The sequence below is a fragment of the Methylobacterium sp. Leaf361 genome (assembly GCF_001424445.1).
Taxonomy (GTDB): Bacteria; Pseudomonadota; Alphaproteobacteria; order Rhizobiales; family Beijerinckiaceae; genus Methylobacterium.
This window is the reverse complement of sequence record NZ_LMPY01000013.1, coordinates 64,248-81,527: the sequence shown is the minus strand read 5'-3', so window position 1 is coordinate 81,527 and position 17,280 is coordinate 64,248. Positions and strand designations below refer to the sequence as shown.

Sequence of the window (17,280 nt, the reverse complement as noted above, 5' to 3'; positions counted from 1 at the left end):
TTCAGGACGCGGTGGCCCGGCGCGGGGCCGTCGGCGTCAACAAGGAGCGGATCATGAACCAAGAGGTCATGAACCTTTTCAACCAGCAGGCCCAGCCGGTCAGCTTCGATCAGATCAAGATCTCGATCTCGTCCCCGGAGAAGATCCTCTCCTGGTCGTACGGTGAGATCAAGAAGCCCGAGACCATCAACTACCGGACCTTCAAGCCCGAGCGCGACGGTCTGTTCTGCGCGCGCATCTTCGGGCCGATCAAGGACTACGAGTGCTTGTGCGGCAAGTACAAGCGCATGAAGTACAAGGGCGTCATCTGCGAGAAGTGCGGCGTCGAGGTCACCCTCGCGCGTGTCCGGCGCGACCGCATGGGCCACATCGAGCTGGCCGCCCCCGTCGCGCATATCTGGTTCCTGAAGTCGCTGCCGAGCCGCATCGGCCTGCTGCTCGACATGGCGCTCAAGGACCTCGAGCGGATCCTGTACTTCGAGTCGTATTGCGTCATCGAGCCGGGCCTCACCCCCCTGAAGGAGCGTCAGCTCCTGTCGGAGGAGGAGTACCTGCGCGCGCAGGAGGAGTACGGCGAGGACTCGTTCACCGCCATGATCGGCGCCGAGGCCATCCGGCGCATCCTGCAGGAGCTGGACCTCGACAAGATCGCCAACGATCTGCGCGAGGAGATCGCCGTCACCACCTCGGAGCTGAAGCCCAAGAAGCTCCTGAAGCGGCTCAAGATCATCGAGGCCTTCCAGATGTCCGGCAACAAGCCGGAATGGATGATCCTCACGGTCGTGCCGGTGATCCCGCCGGACCTGCGCCCGCTGGTCCCGCTGGACGGCGGCCGCTTCGCGACCTCCGACCTCAACGACCTCTACCGCCGCGTCATCAACCGCAACAACCGCCTGAAGCGGCTGATCGAGCTGCGCGCCCCCGACATCATCATCCGCAACGAGAAGCGGATGCTGCAGGAGGCTGTCGACGCCCTGTTCGACAACGGCCGCCGCGGCCGCGTCATCACGGGTGCCAACAAGCGCCCGCTGAAGTCGCTCGCCGACATGCTCAAGGGCAAGCAGGGCCGGTTCCGCCAGAACCTGCTCGGCAAGCGCGTCGACTACTCGGGCCGCTCGGTGATCGTGGTGGGTCCGGAGCTGAAGCTGCACCAGTGCGGCCTGCCCAAGAAGATGGCGCTGGAGCTGTTCAAGCCGTTCATCTACGCGCGCCTCGACGCCAAGGGCTTCTCGGCCACCGTCAAGCAGGCCAAGAAGCTCGTGGAGAAGGAGAAGCCGGAGGTCTGGGACATCCTCGATGAGGTGATCCGCGAGCACCCGGTGATGCTGAACCGCGCGCCGACGCTGCACCGCCTCGGCATCCAGGCCTTCGAGCCGAAGCTGATCGAGGGCAAGGCGATCCAGCTGCACCCGCTGGTCTGCGCCGCGTTCAACGCCGACTTCGACGGCGACCAGATGGCCGTGCACGTCCCGCTGTCGCTCGAGGCGCAGCTGGAAGCGCGCGTCCTGATGATGTCGACCAACAACATCCTGCACCCGGCCAACGGTCAGCCGATCATCGTGCCGTCGCAGGACATCGTTCTCGGCCTCTACTACCTGTCGATCGTGGCGGAGGGCGCGCCGGGCGAATTCAAGCCGGGCAACGCCAAGAACCCGATGCAGGGCGTCTACGGCGACATGGGCGAGCTGGAGCACGCTCTCGCCGCCAAGGCCGTGTCGCTGCACTCGAAGATCAAGTGGCGCTGGACCGGTATCGGCCCGGACGGTGAGCCCCTGACCAAGACCTACGAGACCACCCCCGGCCGCGTGATCCTCTCCGGCGCCCTGCCGAAGCACGCCAAGGTGCCCTTCGACGTCGTCAACAAGCTGATGACCAAGAAGGAAATCTCGGCGATGATCGACACCGTCTACCGCCACTGCGGTCAGAAGGAGTCGGTGATCTTCTGCGACCGGATCATGGCGCTCGGCTTCAACCACGCGTTCAAGGCCGGCATCTCGTTCGGCAAGGACGACATGGTCGTGCCGGAGAACAAGTGGTCGATCGTCGACACGACCCGCGCGCTCGTGAAGGATTACGAGCAGCAGTACAACGACGGCCTGATCACCCAGGGTGAGAAGTACAACAAGGTCGTCGATGCCTGGGCGAAGTGCTCGGACAAGCTGGCCGCCGAGATGATGGGCCGAATCTCGGCCGTCCAGAAGGACGAGCACGGGGCCGACAAGCAGGTCAACTCGATCTACATGATGAGCCACTCGGGTGCCCGCGGCTCGCCTGCCCAGATGAAGCAGCTCGCGGCGATGCGCGGCCTCATGGCCAAGCCGTCGGGCGAGATCATCGAGACCCCGATCATCTCGAACTTCAAGGAAGGCCTGGACGTTCTGGAGTACTTCAACTCCACGCACGGTGCCCGTAAGGGCCTGGCCGACACCGCCCTGAAGACCGCGAATTCCGGCTACCTGACCCGCCGCCTCGTCGACGTGGCCCAGGACGCCGTCATCCGCGAGGTCGATTGCGGCACGACCAACGGCATCAAGATGCGCGCCATCGTGGATGCCGGCCAGGTCGTGGCGACGCTCGCCACCCGCATCCTGGGCCGCGCCACGGCCGAGGATCTGGTGGCCGCGGACGGCACGGTGATCGTCAAGACCGGCGAGACCATCGAGGAGCGGCACCTGCCGGCGATCAACGCCGCCGGCATCCAGGAGGTGAAGATCCGCTCGGTGCTGGTCTGCGCCACCAAGAGCGGCGTCTGCGCCACCTGCTACGGGCGCGACCTCGCCCGCGGCACGCCCGTCAACATGGGCGAGGCCGTCGGCGTCATCGCGGCGCAGTCGATCGGCGAGCCGGGCACGCAGCTCACGATGCGCACCTTCCACATCGGCGGTGCGGCCCAGATCGCCGACTCGTCGTTCATCGAGTCGAGCTTCGAGGGCACGATCAAGATCCGCAACCGCGCGATCGCCAAGAACTCCGATGGCGATCTGATCGCCACCGGCCGCAACGTGGCGGTGGTGGTCGTCGGGTCGGACGGGGTCGAGCGGGCGGTCCACCGCCTGCAGTACGGCGCTAAGCTCCGGGTCGACGAGGGTGACAAGATCAAGCGCGGGCAGCGGATCGCCGAGTGGGATCCCTACACCCGTCCGATCCTCACCGAGGTGGACGGCATCGTGGCCTACGAGGACCTGGTCGACGGCCAGTCCATGACCGAGACCACCGACGAGTCGACCGGCATCGCCAAGCGCGTCGTCGTCGACTGGCGCGGCTCGGCCCGGACCTCTGACCTCAAGCCCGCGATGGTCGTGGTCGATCGGGACGGCAAGGCGCTCAAGCTGCCCCGCGGCTCGGACGCCCGCTACTTCCTTCCGGTCGACGCCATCATCGGCTTCGATCCCGGCGCGAAGGTGAATGCCGGCGACATTCTCGCCCGCGTCTCGACCGACTCGGCCAAGACCCGCGACATCACCGGCGGTCTGCCGCGGGTGGCGGAGCTGTTCGAGGCAAGGCGCCCGAAGGACGCGGCGATCATCGCAGAGAAGTCGGGCACCATCGCGTTCGGCCGCGACTACAAGAACAAGCGTCGGCTCACGCTGACGCCGCATGACGGCTCTGAGGCGGTCGAGTACCTGATCCCGAAGGGCAAGCACATCCACCTGCAGGACGGCGACGTGGTCGAGCTCGGCGATTACATCGTCGACGGGAACCCGGCGCCGCACGACATCCTGGCGATCAAGGGCGTGGAGGAACTCGCGGCCTATCTCGTCAACGAGATCCAGGAGGTCTACCGGCTGCAGGGCGTGTCGATCAACGACAAGCACATCGAGGTGATCGTCCGTCAGATGCTGCAGAAGGTCGAAGTGACCGACGGCGGCGACTCGGACATCCTCTCGGGTGACCAGATCGACCGGACGGAGCTGACCGACTTCAACGAGAAGCTGCTCGCCGAGGGCAAGAAGCCGATCCAGGGCGTTCCGGTCCTGCTCGGCATCACCAAGGCGTCGCTGCAGACCAAGTCGTTCATCTCGGCGGCCTCGTTCCAGGAGACCACCCGCGTCCTCACCGAGGCGGCGGTCAACGGCAAGGTCGACACCCTGGAGGGCCTGAAGGAGAACGTCATCGTCGGGTCGCTGATCCCGGCGGGCACGGGCTCGATGGTGGCGGATATCCGCTCCGTCGCCCGCCGCCGCGACGCGATGATCCTGCAGCAGAAGCAGGCCGAGAGCGGCGCCATGCCGGTCGAGGAGCTTCCGCCCGCCGCCGCCGAGTGAGGCCGTCGGCAGGACTGAGTTGGGAGAGGGCGGCCTTCGGGCCGCCCTCTCTCGTTCCGGCCTGCCTTTGTCCGGCCGTGTCCCCTCACCAACTCGAACGCCGTCTTTGCGAGCGCAGCGAAGCAACCCAGTGTCGCGCCACGCTGGAAGACGTCCCGCTGCCCTGGGTCACTTCGCTGCGCTCGTGATGACGGGCCGGGCAGTGTCGACTGCAACCCCGAAACCGTATCGAGACGCGCGCGACCGTCCGGCCTTAACGGCAGCTCAACCATACCGCGCGATAAATTCGGCGCGGCCGCAGAAACACCCTGGAAACGGGGAGGATCCGGCCGGTTCGGGTGCGTGAGTGCGGGTCTGGCGTCGTGGGCACGAGACGAGGACGGGAATCGAGCCTGCGCTGGCTCTCGGCGGCCCTGACGCCCTGGATGGTCGGTCTGGGCCTGCTGGTGTCGTTCACCGCCGATGCCGGCACGGAGAACGCCATCGGGGCGAGCCGGCTCGGGGTGATCGATGCCGACACGGTCCCGCCGCTGCCGCCCGGCACCCTGCTGATCGGATCGGCCCTCCGCCGCCTCGGCGACGAGCCGCCCCAGGCGACCTTCAAGACCGGCGCGCACGTTTTCCCGGTCGTGCAGCGGGCCGGCAAGGGCGACCCCGCCCGGCCGCCGGCCGAGAGCTTCGCGCGCCGGGCCGCGAACCTGCGCGAGGCGGGCGGCGCCCTGGTGTTCGGCGACGTTACCGGCAGCGTCACCGGCGTGCTGACGCAGGGCTCCGCGATCTGGGACCCGGAATCCGAGCCGGAGGCCGCCTTCGTCCCCGTGCCGGATCTCGGCCTCACCACCGGCAGCGGCACCGCCGCCTCCACGGGCGCGGGGACGGCCGACCTCACCGAGGATGGCGGCCCCGAGCGCTTCGACGGCTCGACCCCGCCGGTGCCGCGGGCCATCGCGCTGTCCTCCACGACGCCGGCGCCCGCCGACGCCATCCCCGTCGAGATCGCCGCGGCGAGCCTCGCGCTCCCCGATTTCGCGATCCGCACCGAGCGGCCCGACAGCGCCCAGCCGGTGCCCGAGGACGCGCGCCGGCGCTACGCCGACCTGATCGATCCGAACGCCCTCGACAAGGAGCAGCGCTGCCTCTCCGAGGCGGTCTATTTCGAGGCCCGGAGCGAGCCCGAGGCCGGCCAGGCCGCCGTCGCCCAGGTGGTGCTCAACCGGGTGAAGAGCGGCCTCTACCCGGCGAGCGTCTGCGGTGTCGTCTACCAGAACCGGCACCACTACATGGGGTGCCAGTTCTCCTTCGCCTGCGAGGGCAAGTCGCTGCGCATCACCGATGCCGGCGCCTGGGAGTCCGCCACCCGCATCGCCCGCTCGGTGATTGAGGGCCGGACCTACCTCGCGGAGGTCGGCGCCGCGACCCACTACCACGCCGACTACGTGCGTCCGGGCTGGGCCCGCCGTCTGCGCAAGATGGACGTGATCGGCCGGCACATCTTCTACCAACTCCGGGCCGGCCAGACCTGACCCGGGTCGGATCCGGTCTCATAAGAGAGACTGTCGAAGATCCGAACAATCCTACCTAGGTAGGCGACGCCTAAGCAGTCGAAACCAAGGGTTAATTTTACCTTCGTTCCCGATAATGCTTGCGCGCCGGGCAACGAGTCTGGCCTCTGGTACGTCGAGACGAGCGCCGCGTCCGCGCCGCGTCTCGTAGTAATGCGTATCAGAGGACTTCCATGACCGCGCCGGTCGCTCGCACCGCTCTCCTCGCCGCCGCCCTCGGTGGCGCGCTCCTCGCCGCACCCGCCCAGGCCGGCGGCTGCTACGGCTCCGAATGCTATCGCCGCGTCGTCACGCCGCCGGTCTACGACACCGTGCAGGAGAACGTGCTGGTGCGCCCGCCCCGCACGGTCTACCGGACCACGCCGCCGGTCTACGACACGGTGTCGGAGCGCGTGATGGTCTCGCCCGGCGGCCGCTACTGGCAGACCAGCCGCGGCCCCGGCGGCGAGCTGATCGGCTGCTGGGTGACCACGCCGCCGCGCTTCGCCGTCCGCACCCGGACCGTGCTGATCCGCCCGGCGCAGACGATCCCCGAGACGATCCCGCCGGAGTATGCCAGCGTCAGCCGCCGCGTCCTCGTCGCGCCCGCCCGGGCCGGCTGGGCGCCGATCGGCGGCGGTTACGGCTACCGGCCCGCGGCCTACGGCGGCCCGCTCGTCGGCTCGATCCCGGACGCCCTCGGCATCACCGGGGCGAGCTCCTCGGATATCGGCGTCGGTCTCGGCTTCTACACGGGCAGCCGGTACGAGGGATACTGAGCCGGTCACGACCGCGCCCGTCTTGATTCCGGGCGTCCCGGCCACACCTCACCGCGCGAAGCGGGAGGTGACGATGGGGACGTTCAAGGCCTGGGTGGTCGAGAAGAACGAGGCCGGCCAGAGCCTCGCCTTCACGGACTTCGACGACGCCGACCTGATGGACGGCGACGTCACCGTGCGGGTGACGCACTCGACCCTGAACTACAAGGACGGCCTCGCGCTCACCGGCAAGTCGCCGGTGGTGCGCCGCTTCCCGATGATCCCCGGCATCGACTTCTCGGGGATCGTCGAGACCTCGGACCATCCGGAGTACAGGCCGGGCGACGCGGTCGTGCTCACCGGCTGGGGCGTCGGCGAGACGCATCTCGGCGCCTACGCGCAGCGCGCCCGGGTCCGGGGTGACTGGCTGGTGCCGCTGCCCCAGGGGCTCACGGCCGAGCAGGCCATGGCGGTGGGCACTGCCGGCTACACGGCGATGCTGTGCTGCATGGCGCTCGACGCCCACGGCGTGAAGCCCGAGCACGGTCCGGTCATCGTCACCGGCGCCTCGGGCGGCGTCGGCTCCGTCGCGGTGGCGCTCCTCGCCCGGGCGGGCTGGCACGTCATCGCTTCCACCGGCCGGGACGGCGAGTCCGATTACCTGAAGGGGCTCGGTGCCGCCGAGATTCTCGACCGGGCCGAACTGTCGAAGCCCGGCAAGCCGCTGAGCAAGGAGCGCTGGGCCGCCGGCGTCGACGCCGTCGGCTCCACGACCCTCGCCAACGTGCTCGCCATGACCCGGGCGGACGGCGCCGTCGCGGCCTGCGGGCTGGCGCAGGGCATGGACCTGCCGACCTCGGTGGCGCCCTTCATCCTCCGCGGCGTCTCGCTGCTCGGCATCAACAGCGTCACCACCCCGCAGAAGAAACGCCGCGAGGCCTGGGCGCGCCTCGCCCGGGAGCTCGACCTGGCCAAGCTCGCCGCCATGACCAGCAAGGTCCGCCTGGAAGAGGTCGGCCGGCTCGGCGACGAGATCCTGGCCGGCAAGGTTCGGGGCCGGACCGTCGTGACGGTGGCGTAGGTCCGGCGCCCGTCAGGCGGCTTTCCGGGCCTGGAGCAGGTAGCTCATCGGCAGGAGCCGGTCGGCGGCGAGCACGTCGCAGGCCGTGCTGCTGATGTTGTCAGGAAACTCCCGGAACCGCTCGATCGCGAGGCCGGCACCGATCAGGCTCTCGATCAGCATCCCGACGGGATGGGCGAACCAGTAATGCGGTCCGACCCGCGGGGCCGGCCCGTCGCCGTACACGATGGCGTCCTCGCCAACGAACGGCGCCGTGCGGAAATAGGAGTGCCGGACCAGGAGCGGCTGCTCCGCCCGCGGCTCGAACATGTTCACGACGGGGTGCTCCTCGTGGATGAGGATCCGGCCGCCCGGGTGCAGGAGGCGCGCCGCCACGGCGAGGAAGCGCGGCAGGTCGGGCATCCAGCCCAGCACGCCGATGGTGATCACCGCGAGGTCGTAGGCACCGTCGTGCTCCGCGTCGATCGCGTGCACGTCGCCCGCGACGAAGCGGCAGTCGCGCCCGGCGATGCCGGCGAGGTCCCTGGCCTGGGCGAGGAACGCCTCCGACTGGTCGAACCCGGTCGCCGACCGGGCGCCGAGATTCATCAGCGACACCGTCTCCCGCCCGTTGTTGCAGCAGAGCTGCGCGACGGAGGTCCCGGCGAGGCCGATCGCCCGCAGGGCCGCCTCCATCGGCGGGTCGAAGCAGGAGAAGCCGGGATCCCGCGCGAAGTTCTGCGTCAGCCGGTCCCAAGACGGGTCGCTCCGGTGCAGGGGCGCGGAGGCATCCCAGGCCTGGCGGTTGGCGGCGACGGCCTCGGCGGCGGACAGGGTCGACATCGACGGCTCCGGATGTATCGCAGGAGAGTCTAGCGAGCGGTGCCCGTGTCGCGCCACGGCGAAAACGCCGGGCCGGCCGAACCGCCGTCGCGCGGGAACCTTTGCCGTACCTCGCGTGTTGGCGTCTTCATGAGCGTCGCATTCGTCAAAGAGCCCGAGGGTGGGGAAGCGTTCGAGAATCTGCCGGACCGGCCGATCTCGCCGCACACGAACTTCGTCACGCCGGAGGGGCTCGCGCAGATCGAGGCCGAAGTCGCGCGTCTCGAGAAGGAGGTCGCCTCGTTGGACCCCGCCGACAAGGCGGAGGATTCCCGCATCGGGCGCGATCTGCGCTACTGGGCCGCCCGGAAGAACACCGCCCAGCTCGTCGAGCCCAAAGGGGGCGACACTGTGCAGTTCGGCTCGACCGTCACGGTGGTCCGCGAGGACGAGGCGGGCAAGGAGACCCGGCAGACCTTCCGGATCGTCGGGGAGGACGAGGCCGACCCGCACAAGGGCTCGATCTCGTACGTGGCGCCGCTGGCCCGGGCGATCACCGGCAAGACGATCGGCGACGTGGTCGAGATGAACGGCCACGAGATCGAGGTGGTCGAGATCCGCTGAGGCGGGTCATCGGCCCTCGAAGCGCGCCCGCAGGGGCAGCAGCGCCTCGGCGACGTGCTCCATGAAGGCCCGGACCCGCGCCGCGTGGCGCAGGTCCGGATGCGTCAGGATCCAGAGGTCCGCCCCGAGTTCGGGGTGCGGCCCGGACAGGCGGCGCAGCGCCGGGTTGACGTCGGCCGTGAAGCAGGGGAGCGGGCCGATGCCGAGACCGGCCTCGACCGCCGCCTCCAGGCCCAGCACCGCGTTGATCCGCAGGCGGACGCGGTCGGATGGCACCCGCGCCTCCACGAACCGCGTGAGCGAGCCTCCCGCCACCAGCGGCCCCGGACTGATCCACGTCTCGCGGGCCAGGTCGCCGTAGGCGCGATCGGCGCGGCCGTAGACCGCCCAGGCGGTGAGGGCGAGGCGGCGGCCGACCAGGGTCTCGCTCGGCTCGCGGCTGATCCGGATCGCCACGTCGGCGTCCCGGCGCGAGAGGTTGAGCGTCGCCTCCGCGAGGATGAGGTCGATCCGAATCTCCGGATAGCGCTCGGCGAAGCTCGCCAGCATCGGCATCAGCAGGTCGGCGGCGAAGCCGGCCGGCGCGGTCACCCGCAGCTCGCCGGAGGGTGTCTCGCCTTGTCCCGCCACCGCGCGGGAGAACCGTGCCACGTCCAGCTCGATGCGCCCGGCCGCCTCGATCATCGCCTGCCCGGCGGCGGTCGGCACGTAGCCCGTGCGCAGCCGCTCGAACAGGCGCGCGCCGAGCCGCGCCTCCAGGGCGGCGAGGCGCCGGAACGCCGTAGAGTGATTGATGCCCAGTTCGACCGCTGCCGCGGTCAGGCCGCCCCGATCGGCCACCGCCTTCACGAACCGGAATTCGTCCCAATCGAGCGCCACGCCCCGAACCTTGCATCTGTGCAAGATCAATCTTGCATGTCGGGGCATTCTTGCAAGGCGGCAAATGCGCGATGGAGTGGCCTTCCGCCGGCCGACGATTCGGCCGGCCGTCCGACACGCAGGAGAGATCACCCGATGGCGAAGGTTCTGGTGCTGTACTACTCGACCTACGGTCACGTGGAGCAGATGGCCTACGCCGTCGCCGAGGGCGCCCGCGAGACGGGGTCCGAAGTCGTCGTGAAGCGCGTGCCCGAGCTGGTCCCGGAGGAGGTCGCCCGGCAGAGCCACTTCAAGCTCGATCAGGCTGCGCCGGTCGCGACCGTCGCTGAGCTCGCCGACTACGACGCGATCATCTTCGGCACGCCGACCCGCTACGGCAACATGGCCTCGCAGATGAAGCAGTTCATCGATCAGACCGGGGGGCTCTGGATGAAGGGCGCCCTGGTCGGCAAGGTCGGCTCGGTCTTCACCTCCACGGCCTCCCAGCACGGCGGCCAGGAGACGACGCTGACGAGCTTCCACACGGTGCTGTTCCACCACGGCATGGTGGTGGTCGGCCTGCCCTACAGCTTCCAGGGGCAGGCGGGCGTCGAGGCGGTGAAGGGCAACACGCCCTACGGCGCCAGCACGATCGCGGACGGCGACGGCTCCCGCCAGCCGAGCGCCGTCGAGCTGGAGGGCGCGCGGTTCCAGGGCCGCCACGTGGCGGGCATTGCCGCCAAGCTGGCCCGAGACTGAGAAGCCAAGAAAAAAGGCTCGGATTGCTCCGAGCCTGGAAGGAAAAAGGCCATTGGGGGCTGAGAAGGCCTTCGTGATTAGTAAACGGATCAGGCCGAACTCTGTTCCGCGGCCGGCGAAAGATTCTCCGCCGTCAGCGGGGCGCGGCCGCCCGGGCGAGGCGATCTCGGATCGCCTCGCCGAGCCCGTCCTCGGGGATCGGCGCGACCGCGATGGTCTCCGCCCCCGAGGCGTCGAGGTCGCGCAGGGCGCCGAACAGCCGGGAAGCGGCCTCGGCGAGATCGCCCGCCGGGCTCAGGTTGACGCTGGCCCACGCGAATTCGTGATCCGCCGGGAGATGCGAGCCGAACAGCAGGACCGCCTCGCCGGGTGCGATCCGCACCGCGTCGAGCCGGACCCGCGCCCGCGGCGCGTAGTGCGAGGCGAGCATGCCCGGGCCCGCCGGCCGGTCGGCATCCGCCGCCTCGGGCGCCGCCGGGTCGAGGCCGAGCACCGCCCGGAGCGCCGCCCGGGTGACGCCGCCGGGCCGCAGCAGCCGCGGCGTGCCGCCCAGGCAGGCCACCACCGTCGACTCGACGCCGACCGGCGTGTCGCCGCCGTCGAGCACCGCGGCGATGCGGCCGGCGAGATCGTCGAGGACGTGGGCGGCCCGGGTCGGGCTCACCCGCCCGGAGCGGTTGGCCGAGGGCGCCGCGACCGGCCGCCCGGCCTCGGCGAGGAGCGCGCGCGCGAGCGGGTGCGCCGGAACCCGCAGGGCGAGGCTCGGCAGGCCGGCGCGGGCGAGGTCGCAGACCCGCGTGCCCGCGTGCGCCGGGACCACCAGGGTGAGGGGGCCGGGCCAGAAGGCCTCCGCGAGGCGGCGCGCCGGCGCGTCGAAGACCCCTTCCGCCAGGGCCGCCGCCGCGTCGGGCAGGTGCGAGATCAGCGGGTTGAAGCGCGGCCGCGCCTTGGCGGCGAAGATGCCCGTCACCGCGGCGGGGTCGGTGGCGTCCGCCCCGAGCCCGTAGACGGTCTCGGTGGGGAAGGCGACGAGGCGGCCGGCCCGCAGGAGCGCGGCGGCCTCCGCGAGGCCGGCCGCGTCGGCGGGGAGCCGCCGGGTCGCGGCCGGGACCGTTGACCCGGGATCGTTCATGCGGGAAGCCGTCTCCGAGGTCATGGCGGTGCGAGCCCCGCGCGCCTATCCTCGCCCCGCCCTAGCGCCGGTGCGCGGGCGCGGTCAAACCCGCCCCGGATCGAACGCGCGGGCGGGCCGCCACACGGGAGGATCGTATGAGTTACCGCGCCCCGGTCCCCGAGATGCTCTTCACGCTGCGGCACGTGGCCGGGCTCGACGCGGTCGATCCCGACGATGCCGAGGCGATCCTGACCGAGGCCGGGCGGATCGCCGCCGGCGTGATCGCGCCGCTCAACCGGGTCGGCGACCGGCACGGCACCCCCTTCGCGGACGGGCAGGTCACCACGCCGCCCGGCTGGCGCGAGGCCTACCGCACCTTCACGGAGGGCGGCTGGAACGGGCTCTCGGCCGAGGCCGACCACGGCGGCCAGGGCCTGCCGAAGCTGATCGAGGCCGCCTGCACCGAGATGTGGAACGGCGCCAACCTCGCCTTCGGCCTCTGCCCGCTCCTGACCCAGGGCGGCATCGAGGCGCTCGCGGCCCACGGCTCGGACGACCTGAAGGCGCGCTACCTCGAGAAGCTGGTCTCGGGTGAATGGCCCGCCACCATGAACCTGACCGAGCCGCAGGCGGGCTCCGACCTCGCCCTGCTGCGCACCCGGGCGGTGCCGGCGGGCGACGGCACCTACCGGATCACCGGCAACAAGATCTACATCACCTACGGCGAGCACGATCTCGCCGACAACATCGTCCACCTCGTCCTGGCGCGCCTGCCCGACGCGCCCGCCGGCACGCGGGGCATCTCCCTGTTCCTGGTGCCGAAAGTGCTGCCGGACGGCACCCGCAACGACCTGCGCTGCTCCGGCATCGAGCACAAGCTCGGCATCCACGCCTCGCCGACCTGCTCGATGGCGTTCGGCGACGGCGGCGGCGCCACCGGCTGGCTGATCGGCCAGGAGAACAAGGGTCTGGCCTGCATGTTCACGATGATGAACGCGGCGCGGCTCAATGTCGGCCTGCAGGGCGTCGGAATCGCCGAGGCCGCGACCCAGCGGGCGCTCGCCTACGCGCAGGAGCGCCGCCAGGGCAAGGCGGTGGGCGCCGCCGAGGCGACCAGCCCGATCGCCGCCCATCCGGACGTGCAGCGCATGCTGCTCACCATGAAGGCCTCGACGGCCGCCGCCCGCGCCATCTGCTACCTCACCGCCGCGGCCCTCGACGCGTCGAAGGGACCGGAGGGGCAGGCGGCCCTGGACCGCGCCTCGCTGCTGACCCCGGTCGCGAAGGCGTTCGCGACGGACCTCGCCAACGAGGTGACCTCGCTCGGCGTGCAGGTCCACGGCGGCATGGGCTTCGTGGAGGAGACCGGGGCGGCGCAACTCATGCGCGACGCCCGCATCCTCGGCATCTACGAGGGGACCAACGGCATCCAGGCCATCGACCTCACCGCCCGCAAGCTGCCGCTGAACGGCGGGGCCACCGCGCGGTCGCAGATCGCCTGGATGCGCCGCGCCGCGGAGGGACTGCTCAAGGCCGGCGACCCGGCCTTCGGCCACATGGCGGCGCGGCTGCGCGACGGGATCGGCAGCCTCGACCGGGCGACGAGCCACCAGCTCGCCGCGCTGGCCTCCAACCGGCCGGAGACGGCGCTCGCCGGAGCGACCCCGTATCTGCGCCTGTTCGGCCTGACGCTCGGCGGCGCCTGCCTCGCCCGGAGCGCGCTCGCCGCGAGCGCCGCCCTGAAGGCCGGCGAGACGGATCCGGCGCACGCGGCCCGCATCGCGCTCGCCCGGTTCTACGCCGAGAACCTCCTGGTGGCCGCCTCCGGCCTGGAGCAGGCGGTGGTCGAGGGCGGCGCCTTCACGGACGACGCCGCCCTGGCGCTGGCGGTTTGAGGAGCGGATCATGGCCGAACCCGTCACGATCGACGACCTCGCGGGCGGCGTCCGCCTGATAACCCTGAACCGCCCCGAGAAGAAGAACGCCCTCACGGGCGCCATGTACGACGCGATGCGCGCGGGCCTGGCGCAGGCCGACGCGTCGGACGCGGTCGGCGCCGTGGTCTTCGCCGGGCAGCCCGGCATGTTCAGCGCCGGCAACGACCTCGCCGATTTCATGGGACATGCCGGCGATGGATTCAGTTCCTCGCCGGCGCTGGCCTTCATCCGCCAGCTCGCCCGGACCCGCACCCCGATGGTGGCGGCGGTCGACGGGATCGCGGTCGGCATCGGCGCGACCCTCTGCCTGCACTGCGACCTCGTCTACGCGAGCCCGGCGGCGCGCCTGCGCATGCCCTTCGTCGAGCTCGGCCTCGTGCCGGAGGCGGCGTCGAGCTACCTGCTGCCCCTGCGGGTCGGCCGGCTCCGGGCGACCGAGCTGCTGCTCCTGTCCCGGCCGCTCGAGGCCGACGAGGCGCAGGCCCTGGGCCTCGTCAACGCGGTGCTGCCCGCCGACATGCTGGTCGAGCAGGCGATCGCGCAGGCGGCGCGCCTCGCCGCCCTGCCGCGCGGGGCGCTGACGGCGTCCCGGGCGCTGATCCGGGGCGACCAGGCGCAGGTCGAGGCGGCCCTGGAGGCTGAGGCGAAAGCCTTCGACGCGCAACTGCGCTCGCCCGAATCCCAGGAGCGGCTCGCCGCCTTCCTGTCGCGGTCGAAGCCCGCCGCCTCGGCGTGAGCCCGCCCGACCTCTCCCAGAAGATCTGCCTCGTCGCGGGCGCGTCGCGGGGCGTCGGCCGGGGCCTCGCCCGGGCGCTGGGCGAGGCGGGGGCCACGGTGATCGTCACGGCCCGCTCCAGCGAGACCGGCCCGCGCACCGAGATGCGCGCGGAGGCGATCGAGGATACGGCCCGCGCGGTCGACGCGGCCGGCGGGCGCGGTCACCACTACCTCTGCGACCACCGCTCCGAGCGCGCCACCGACGCGCTGGTCCACTGGGCTCTGCGCCGGTTCGGGCGCATCGACGTCGCGGCCTGCAGCGTGTGGAGCGGCAACGAGGGCTACGACGGCGAGCGCTACCCGGACGGGGCCGGCTGGGGCACGCCGTTCTGGCGCCGCTCGGCGGAGCCGTACATCGGCCTCCTCGAGGCCGGGCCGCTCCCGGCCCTGCTGCTCGCCCGGGCGGTCGCCCCCGCCATGGTGGCGGCGCGGGCCGGGCTGCTGGCGCTCGTCTCCTTCGGGACCGAGGATTACCTCGGTGACGTGTTCTACGATTCCGCCAAGGCCGCGACCAACCGGCTGACCCTGGCCTTCGCCCGGGAACTCGCGCCCCACGGCGTCACCGCTCTCGGCCTCTCGCCGGGCTTCGTCGCCACCGAGCGGGCGCGCGATCTCGGCCAGGAGCAGCACGCCACCGAGAGCCCGCTCTACGCCGGCCGGGCGCTCGCGGCGCTCGCCGCCGACCCCGACATCGCCGCCCGGGCGGGCGCCGTGCTGCATGCCGGCGACCTCGCGCGGATCTACGGCTTCACCGACGCCGACGGGACGCGGCCGGAGCGGTTCCGCGTCGGGCCGTGACAGGCCGTGACGGGCCGGGACGGTTTTGGCGGGACCTGTCGCCCGAATGGCGCAGCCCCGCCGCAAACGGGCCGGATCCGCCCCGGGACCCGTCGGCGGGGTTGATTCGCGGGGCCCGGACGCGCGTCCTGTCGGGAACGGCGGCTCCGATTGCTGCGGGAGCGAAAAACGGCCTTAATTCGCCCGCAGGTCAGGGGAGCGATCCTGTACCCGCCCCGATCTCCGGTCGGGCCGGGACCGTGCGTGTGAACGAGGGAAACTGGCATGTCGGAAGCGAACACGGCCCCGCGCGTGCTGATGGTGTTCCCGAAGTTCTACGAAAACTCGATGTGGAACTTCAAAGAGGCCATGGAGCTGCAGGGCGCCCGCGCGCCGGCGCCGCCGCTGGGCCTCATCACGCTGGCCGCGATGCTGCCGCCGGCCTGGCAGGTGACGCTCGTCAACCGCAACTGCGAGGAACTGACGGACGCGCAGATCCAGGCCGCCGACCTCGTGATGACCGGCGGCATGCTGCCCCAGGAGCCGGACTGCCTCGTGGTCATCGACCGCTGCGTGGCGCTCGGAACCCCGGTCTGCGTCGGCGGCCCGGCCCCGACCTCGACGCCGGAGGTCTACGACAAGGCCGACTTCCTGGTGCTGGGCGAGGCCGAGGGCATTCTCGACAAGTTCGTGGCCGCCTGGGAGGCCGGCGAGCGCCGCGGCCGGCTCACGGCCGAGAAGTTCAAGGCCGACGTCACCAAGAGCCCGATCCCGCGCTTCGACCTGCTGACCTTCAGCCACTACCTCTACATCGGCGTCCAGTTCTCGCGCGGCTGCCCGTTCACCTGCGAGTTCTGCGACATCATCGAGCTCTACGGCCGCGCCCCGCGGACCAAGACCACGCCGCAGATGCTGGCGGAGCTCGACCGGCTCTACGGCCTCGGCTACCGCGGGCACGTCGACTTCGTCGACGACAACCTGATCGGCAACAAGAAGGCGATCAAACTGTTCCTGCCCCACCTGATCAAGTGGCAGGAGGAGCACGGCTACCCGTTCAAGTTCTCCACCGAGGCCTCGCTGAACCTCGCGGACGACGACGAGCTGCTCGGGATGATGCGGGACGCGAATTTCTTCGCCCTGTTCACCGGGATCGAGACGCCCGACGAGGCGACGCTGATCCAGACCCAGAAGAAGCAGAACACCAAGCGGTCCATCGCCGACAGCGTGCACAAGCTCTACGAGCACGGCATGTTCGTCACGGCCGGCTTCATCGTCGGCTTCGACACCGAGAAGGACAGCATCAGCAAGGCGATGTCGCTGTGCATCGGCCAGACCGGCATCCCGATCGCCATGGTCGGCCTGCTCTTCGCGCTGCCGAACACGCAGCTCTCGCGCCGCCTGCGCAAGGAGGGCCGCCTCTACGAGAACTACGCGGCGACCACCGCCGACCAGGGCGACCAGTGCACGCAGGGCATCAACTTCGTGACCCTGCGGCCGCAGCGCGACGTGCTGGCCGACTACCGCGACGTCCTCCAGGAGATCTACGACCCGCCGAACTTCTTCGACCGGGTCCGGGTGGTCGCCAGGCGGGTGAAGCGGCCGAAATTCGCCGCCCAGAAGCTCAACTGGGGCCACATCGCCCACGATCTCTACTCGCTGCTGCGGGTGTGCTGGCGGATGACCGTGCGGCGTCCGGAACTCGCCAAGCACTTCTGGAGCGTGTTCCTGGAGACCGCCCGCCGCAACCCGGCCGCCCTGGAGGCCGTGGTCACCAACATGGTGATCTACCTCCACGTCTACCCGTTCTCGCGCTACGTCATCCGCGAGATCAACGGCCGGATCGCCGACCTCGATGCCGGCCGCTGGGTGCAGCCGCCGGTCCTGGCGCCCGAGGCGGAGACCTGCAAGGCGCCGCCGGTCGGCAAGGTGGTGGCCAAGGCCGAGGTCAAGCACCTCGCCGCGGTGGCCTGAGGGATCCGCGGCCGCTG

Annotated in this window: 13 protein-coding genes; 10 read left to right on the top strand and 3 right to left on the bottom strand. The window is 70.9% G+C overall.

Annotated features, from left to right (window positions below):
* The first annotated feature begins 53 nt into the window (after positions 1–53).
* The 4 genes from rpoC to ASG32_RS12485 all read left to right on the top strand — a co-directional run bounded on the left by rpoC (position 54) and on the right by ASG32_RS12485 (position 7,645).
* Entirely contained in the window at positions 54–4,265 is a 4,212-nt protein-coding gene (gene rpoC, locus ASG32_RS12500; protein WP_056526366.1) for a DNA-directed RNA polymerase subunit beta', read from the top strand.
* Positions 4,266–4,690: 425 nt separating this feature from the next.
* Entirely contained in the window at positions 4,691–5,788 is a 1,098-nt protein-coding gene (locus ASG32_RS12495) for a cell wall hydrolase (protein ID WP_056526330.1), read from the top strand.
* 212 nt (positions 5,789–6,000) lie between these two features.
* Positions 6,001–6,585 carry a hypothetical protein gene (locus tag ASG32_RS12490; protein WP_056526327.1) on the top strand — a complete coding sequence of 195 codons (585 nt, stop codon included), beginning with the start codon at positions 6,001–6,003 and terminating at the stop codon, positions 6,583–6,585.
* 73 nt (positions 6,586–6,658) lie between these two features.
* Complete coding sequence (locus tag ASG32_RS12485; RefSeq protein WP_056526324.1) at positions 6,659–7,645, top strand: MDR family oxidoreductase; 987 nt, start codon at positions 6,659–6,661, stop codon at positions 7,643–7,645.
* Positions 7,646–7,657: 12 nt separating this feature from the next.
* Here ASG32_RS12485 and ASG32_RS12480 read toward each other — a convergent pair whose 3' ends face one another.
* Positions 7,658–8,467, bottom strand: coding sequence for a class I SAM-dependent methyltransferase (locus ASG32_RS12480; RefSeq protein ID WP_056526316.1), 810 nt, complete (start codon positions 8,465–8,467; stop codon positions 7,658–7,660).
* A 129-nt stretch (positions 8,468–8,596) separates the two neighbouring features.
* On the opposite strand from ASG32_RS12480, the gene greA reads away from it, so the two are divergent.
* Positions 8,597–9,070, top strand: a complete 474-nt coding sequence (greA, locus tag ASG32_RS12475; RefSeq protein ID WP_056526314.1) for a transcription elongation factor GreA — start codon at positions 8,597–8,599, stop codon at positions 9,068–9,070.
* A gap of 6 nt (positions 9,071–9,076) precedes the next feature.
* On the opposite strand, the gene ASG32_RS12470 is transcribed toward greA, so the two are convergent.
* Complete coding sequence (locus tag ASG32_RS12470; protein ID WP_082557843.1) at positions 9,077–9,949, bottom strand: LysR family transcriptional regulator; 873 nt, start codon at positions 9,947–9,949, stop codon at positions 9,077–9,079.
* A 135-nt stretch (positions 9,950–10,084) separates the two neighbouring features.
* Between ASG32_RS12470 and wrbA the strand changes: the two genes are divergently transcribed.
* Entirely contained in the window at positions 10,085–10,687 is a 603-nt protein-coding gene (wrbA, locus tag ASG32_RS12465) for an NAD(P)H:quinone oxidoreductase (RefSeq protein ID WP_056526308.1), read from the top strand.
* A 133-nt stretch (positions 10,688–10,820) separates the two neighbouring features.
* Here wrbA and ASG32_RS12460 read toward each other — a convergent pair whose 3' ends face one another.
* Positions 10,821–11,819 (bottom strand): L-threonylcarbamoyladenylate synthase, encoded by a 999-nt coding sequence (locus ASG32_RS12460; RefSeq protein WP_056526363.1) that lies wholly within the window; start codon positions 11,817–11,819, stop codon positions 10,821–10,823.
* 137 nt (positions 11,820–11,956) lie between these two features.
* On the opposite strand from ASG32_RS12460, the gene ASG32_RS12455 reads away from it, so the two are divergent.
* The 4 genes from ASG32_RS12455 to ASG32_RS12440 all read left to right on the top strand — a co-directional run bounded on the left by ASG32_RS12455 (position 11,957) and on the right by ASG32_RS12440 (position 17,263).
* Entirely contained in the window at positions 11,957–13,696 is a 1,740-nt protein-coding gene (locus ASG32_RS12455; RefSeq protein ID WP_056526305.1) for an acyl-CoA dehydrogenase, read from the top strand.
* Positions 13,697–13,706: 10 nt separating this feature from the next.
* Positions 13,707–14,474 (top strand): enoyl-CoA hydratase-related protein, encoded by a 768-nt coding sequence (locus tag ASG32_RS12450; protein WP_029359305.1) that lies wholly within the window; start codon positions 13,707–13,709, stop codon positions 14,472–14,474.
* Positions 14,471–15,313 carry an SDR family NAD(P)-dependent oxidoreductase gene (locus ASG32_RS12445; RefSeq protein ID WP_056526302.1) on the top strand — a complete coding sequence of 281 codons (843 nt, stop codon included), beginning with the start codon at positions 14,471–14,473 and terminating at the stop codon, positions 15,311–15,313. The genes ASG32_RS12450 and ASG32_RS12445 overlap by 4 nt, the downstream gene beginning before the upstream one ends.
* Before the next feature lie 264 nt (positions 15,314–15,577).
* Positions 15,578–17,263 carry a B12-binding domain-containing radical SAM protein gene (locus tag ASG32_RS12440; RefSeq protein ID WP_056526299.1) on the top strand — a complete coding sequence of 562 codons (1,686 nt, stop codon included), beginning with the start codon at positions 15,578–15,580 and terminating at the stop codon, positions 17,261–17,263.
* The last annotated feature ends 17 nt before the right edge of the window (positions 17,264–17,280 follow it).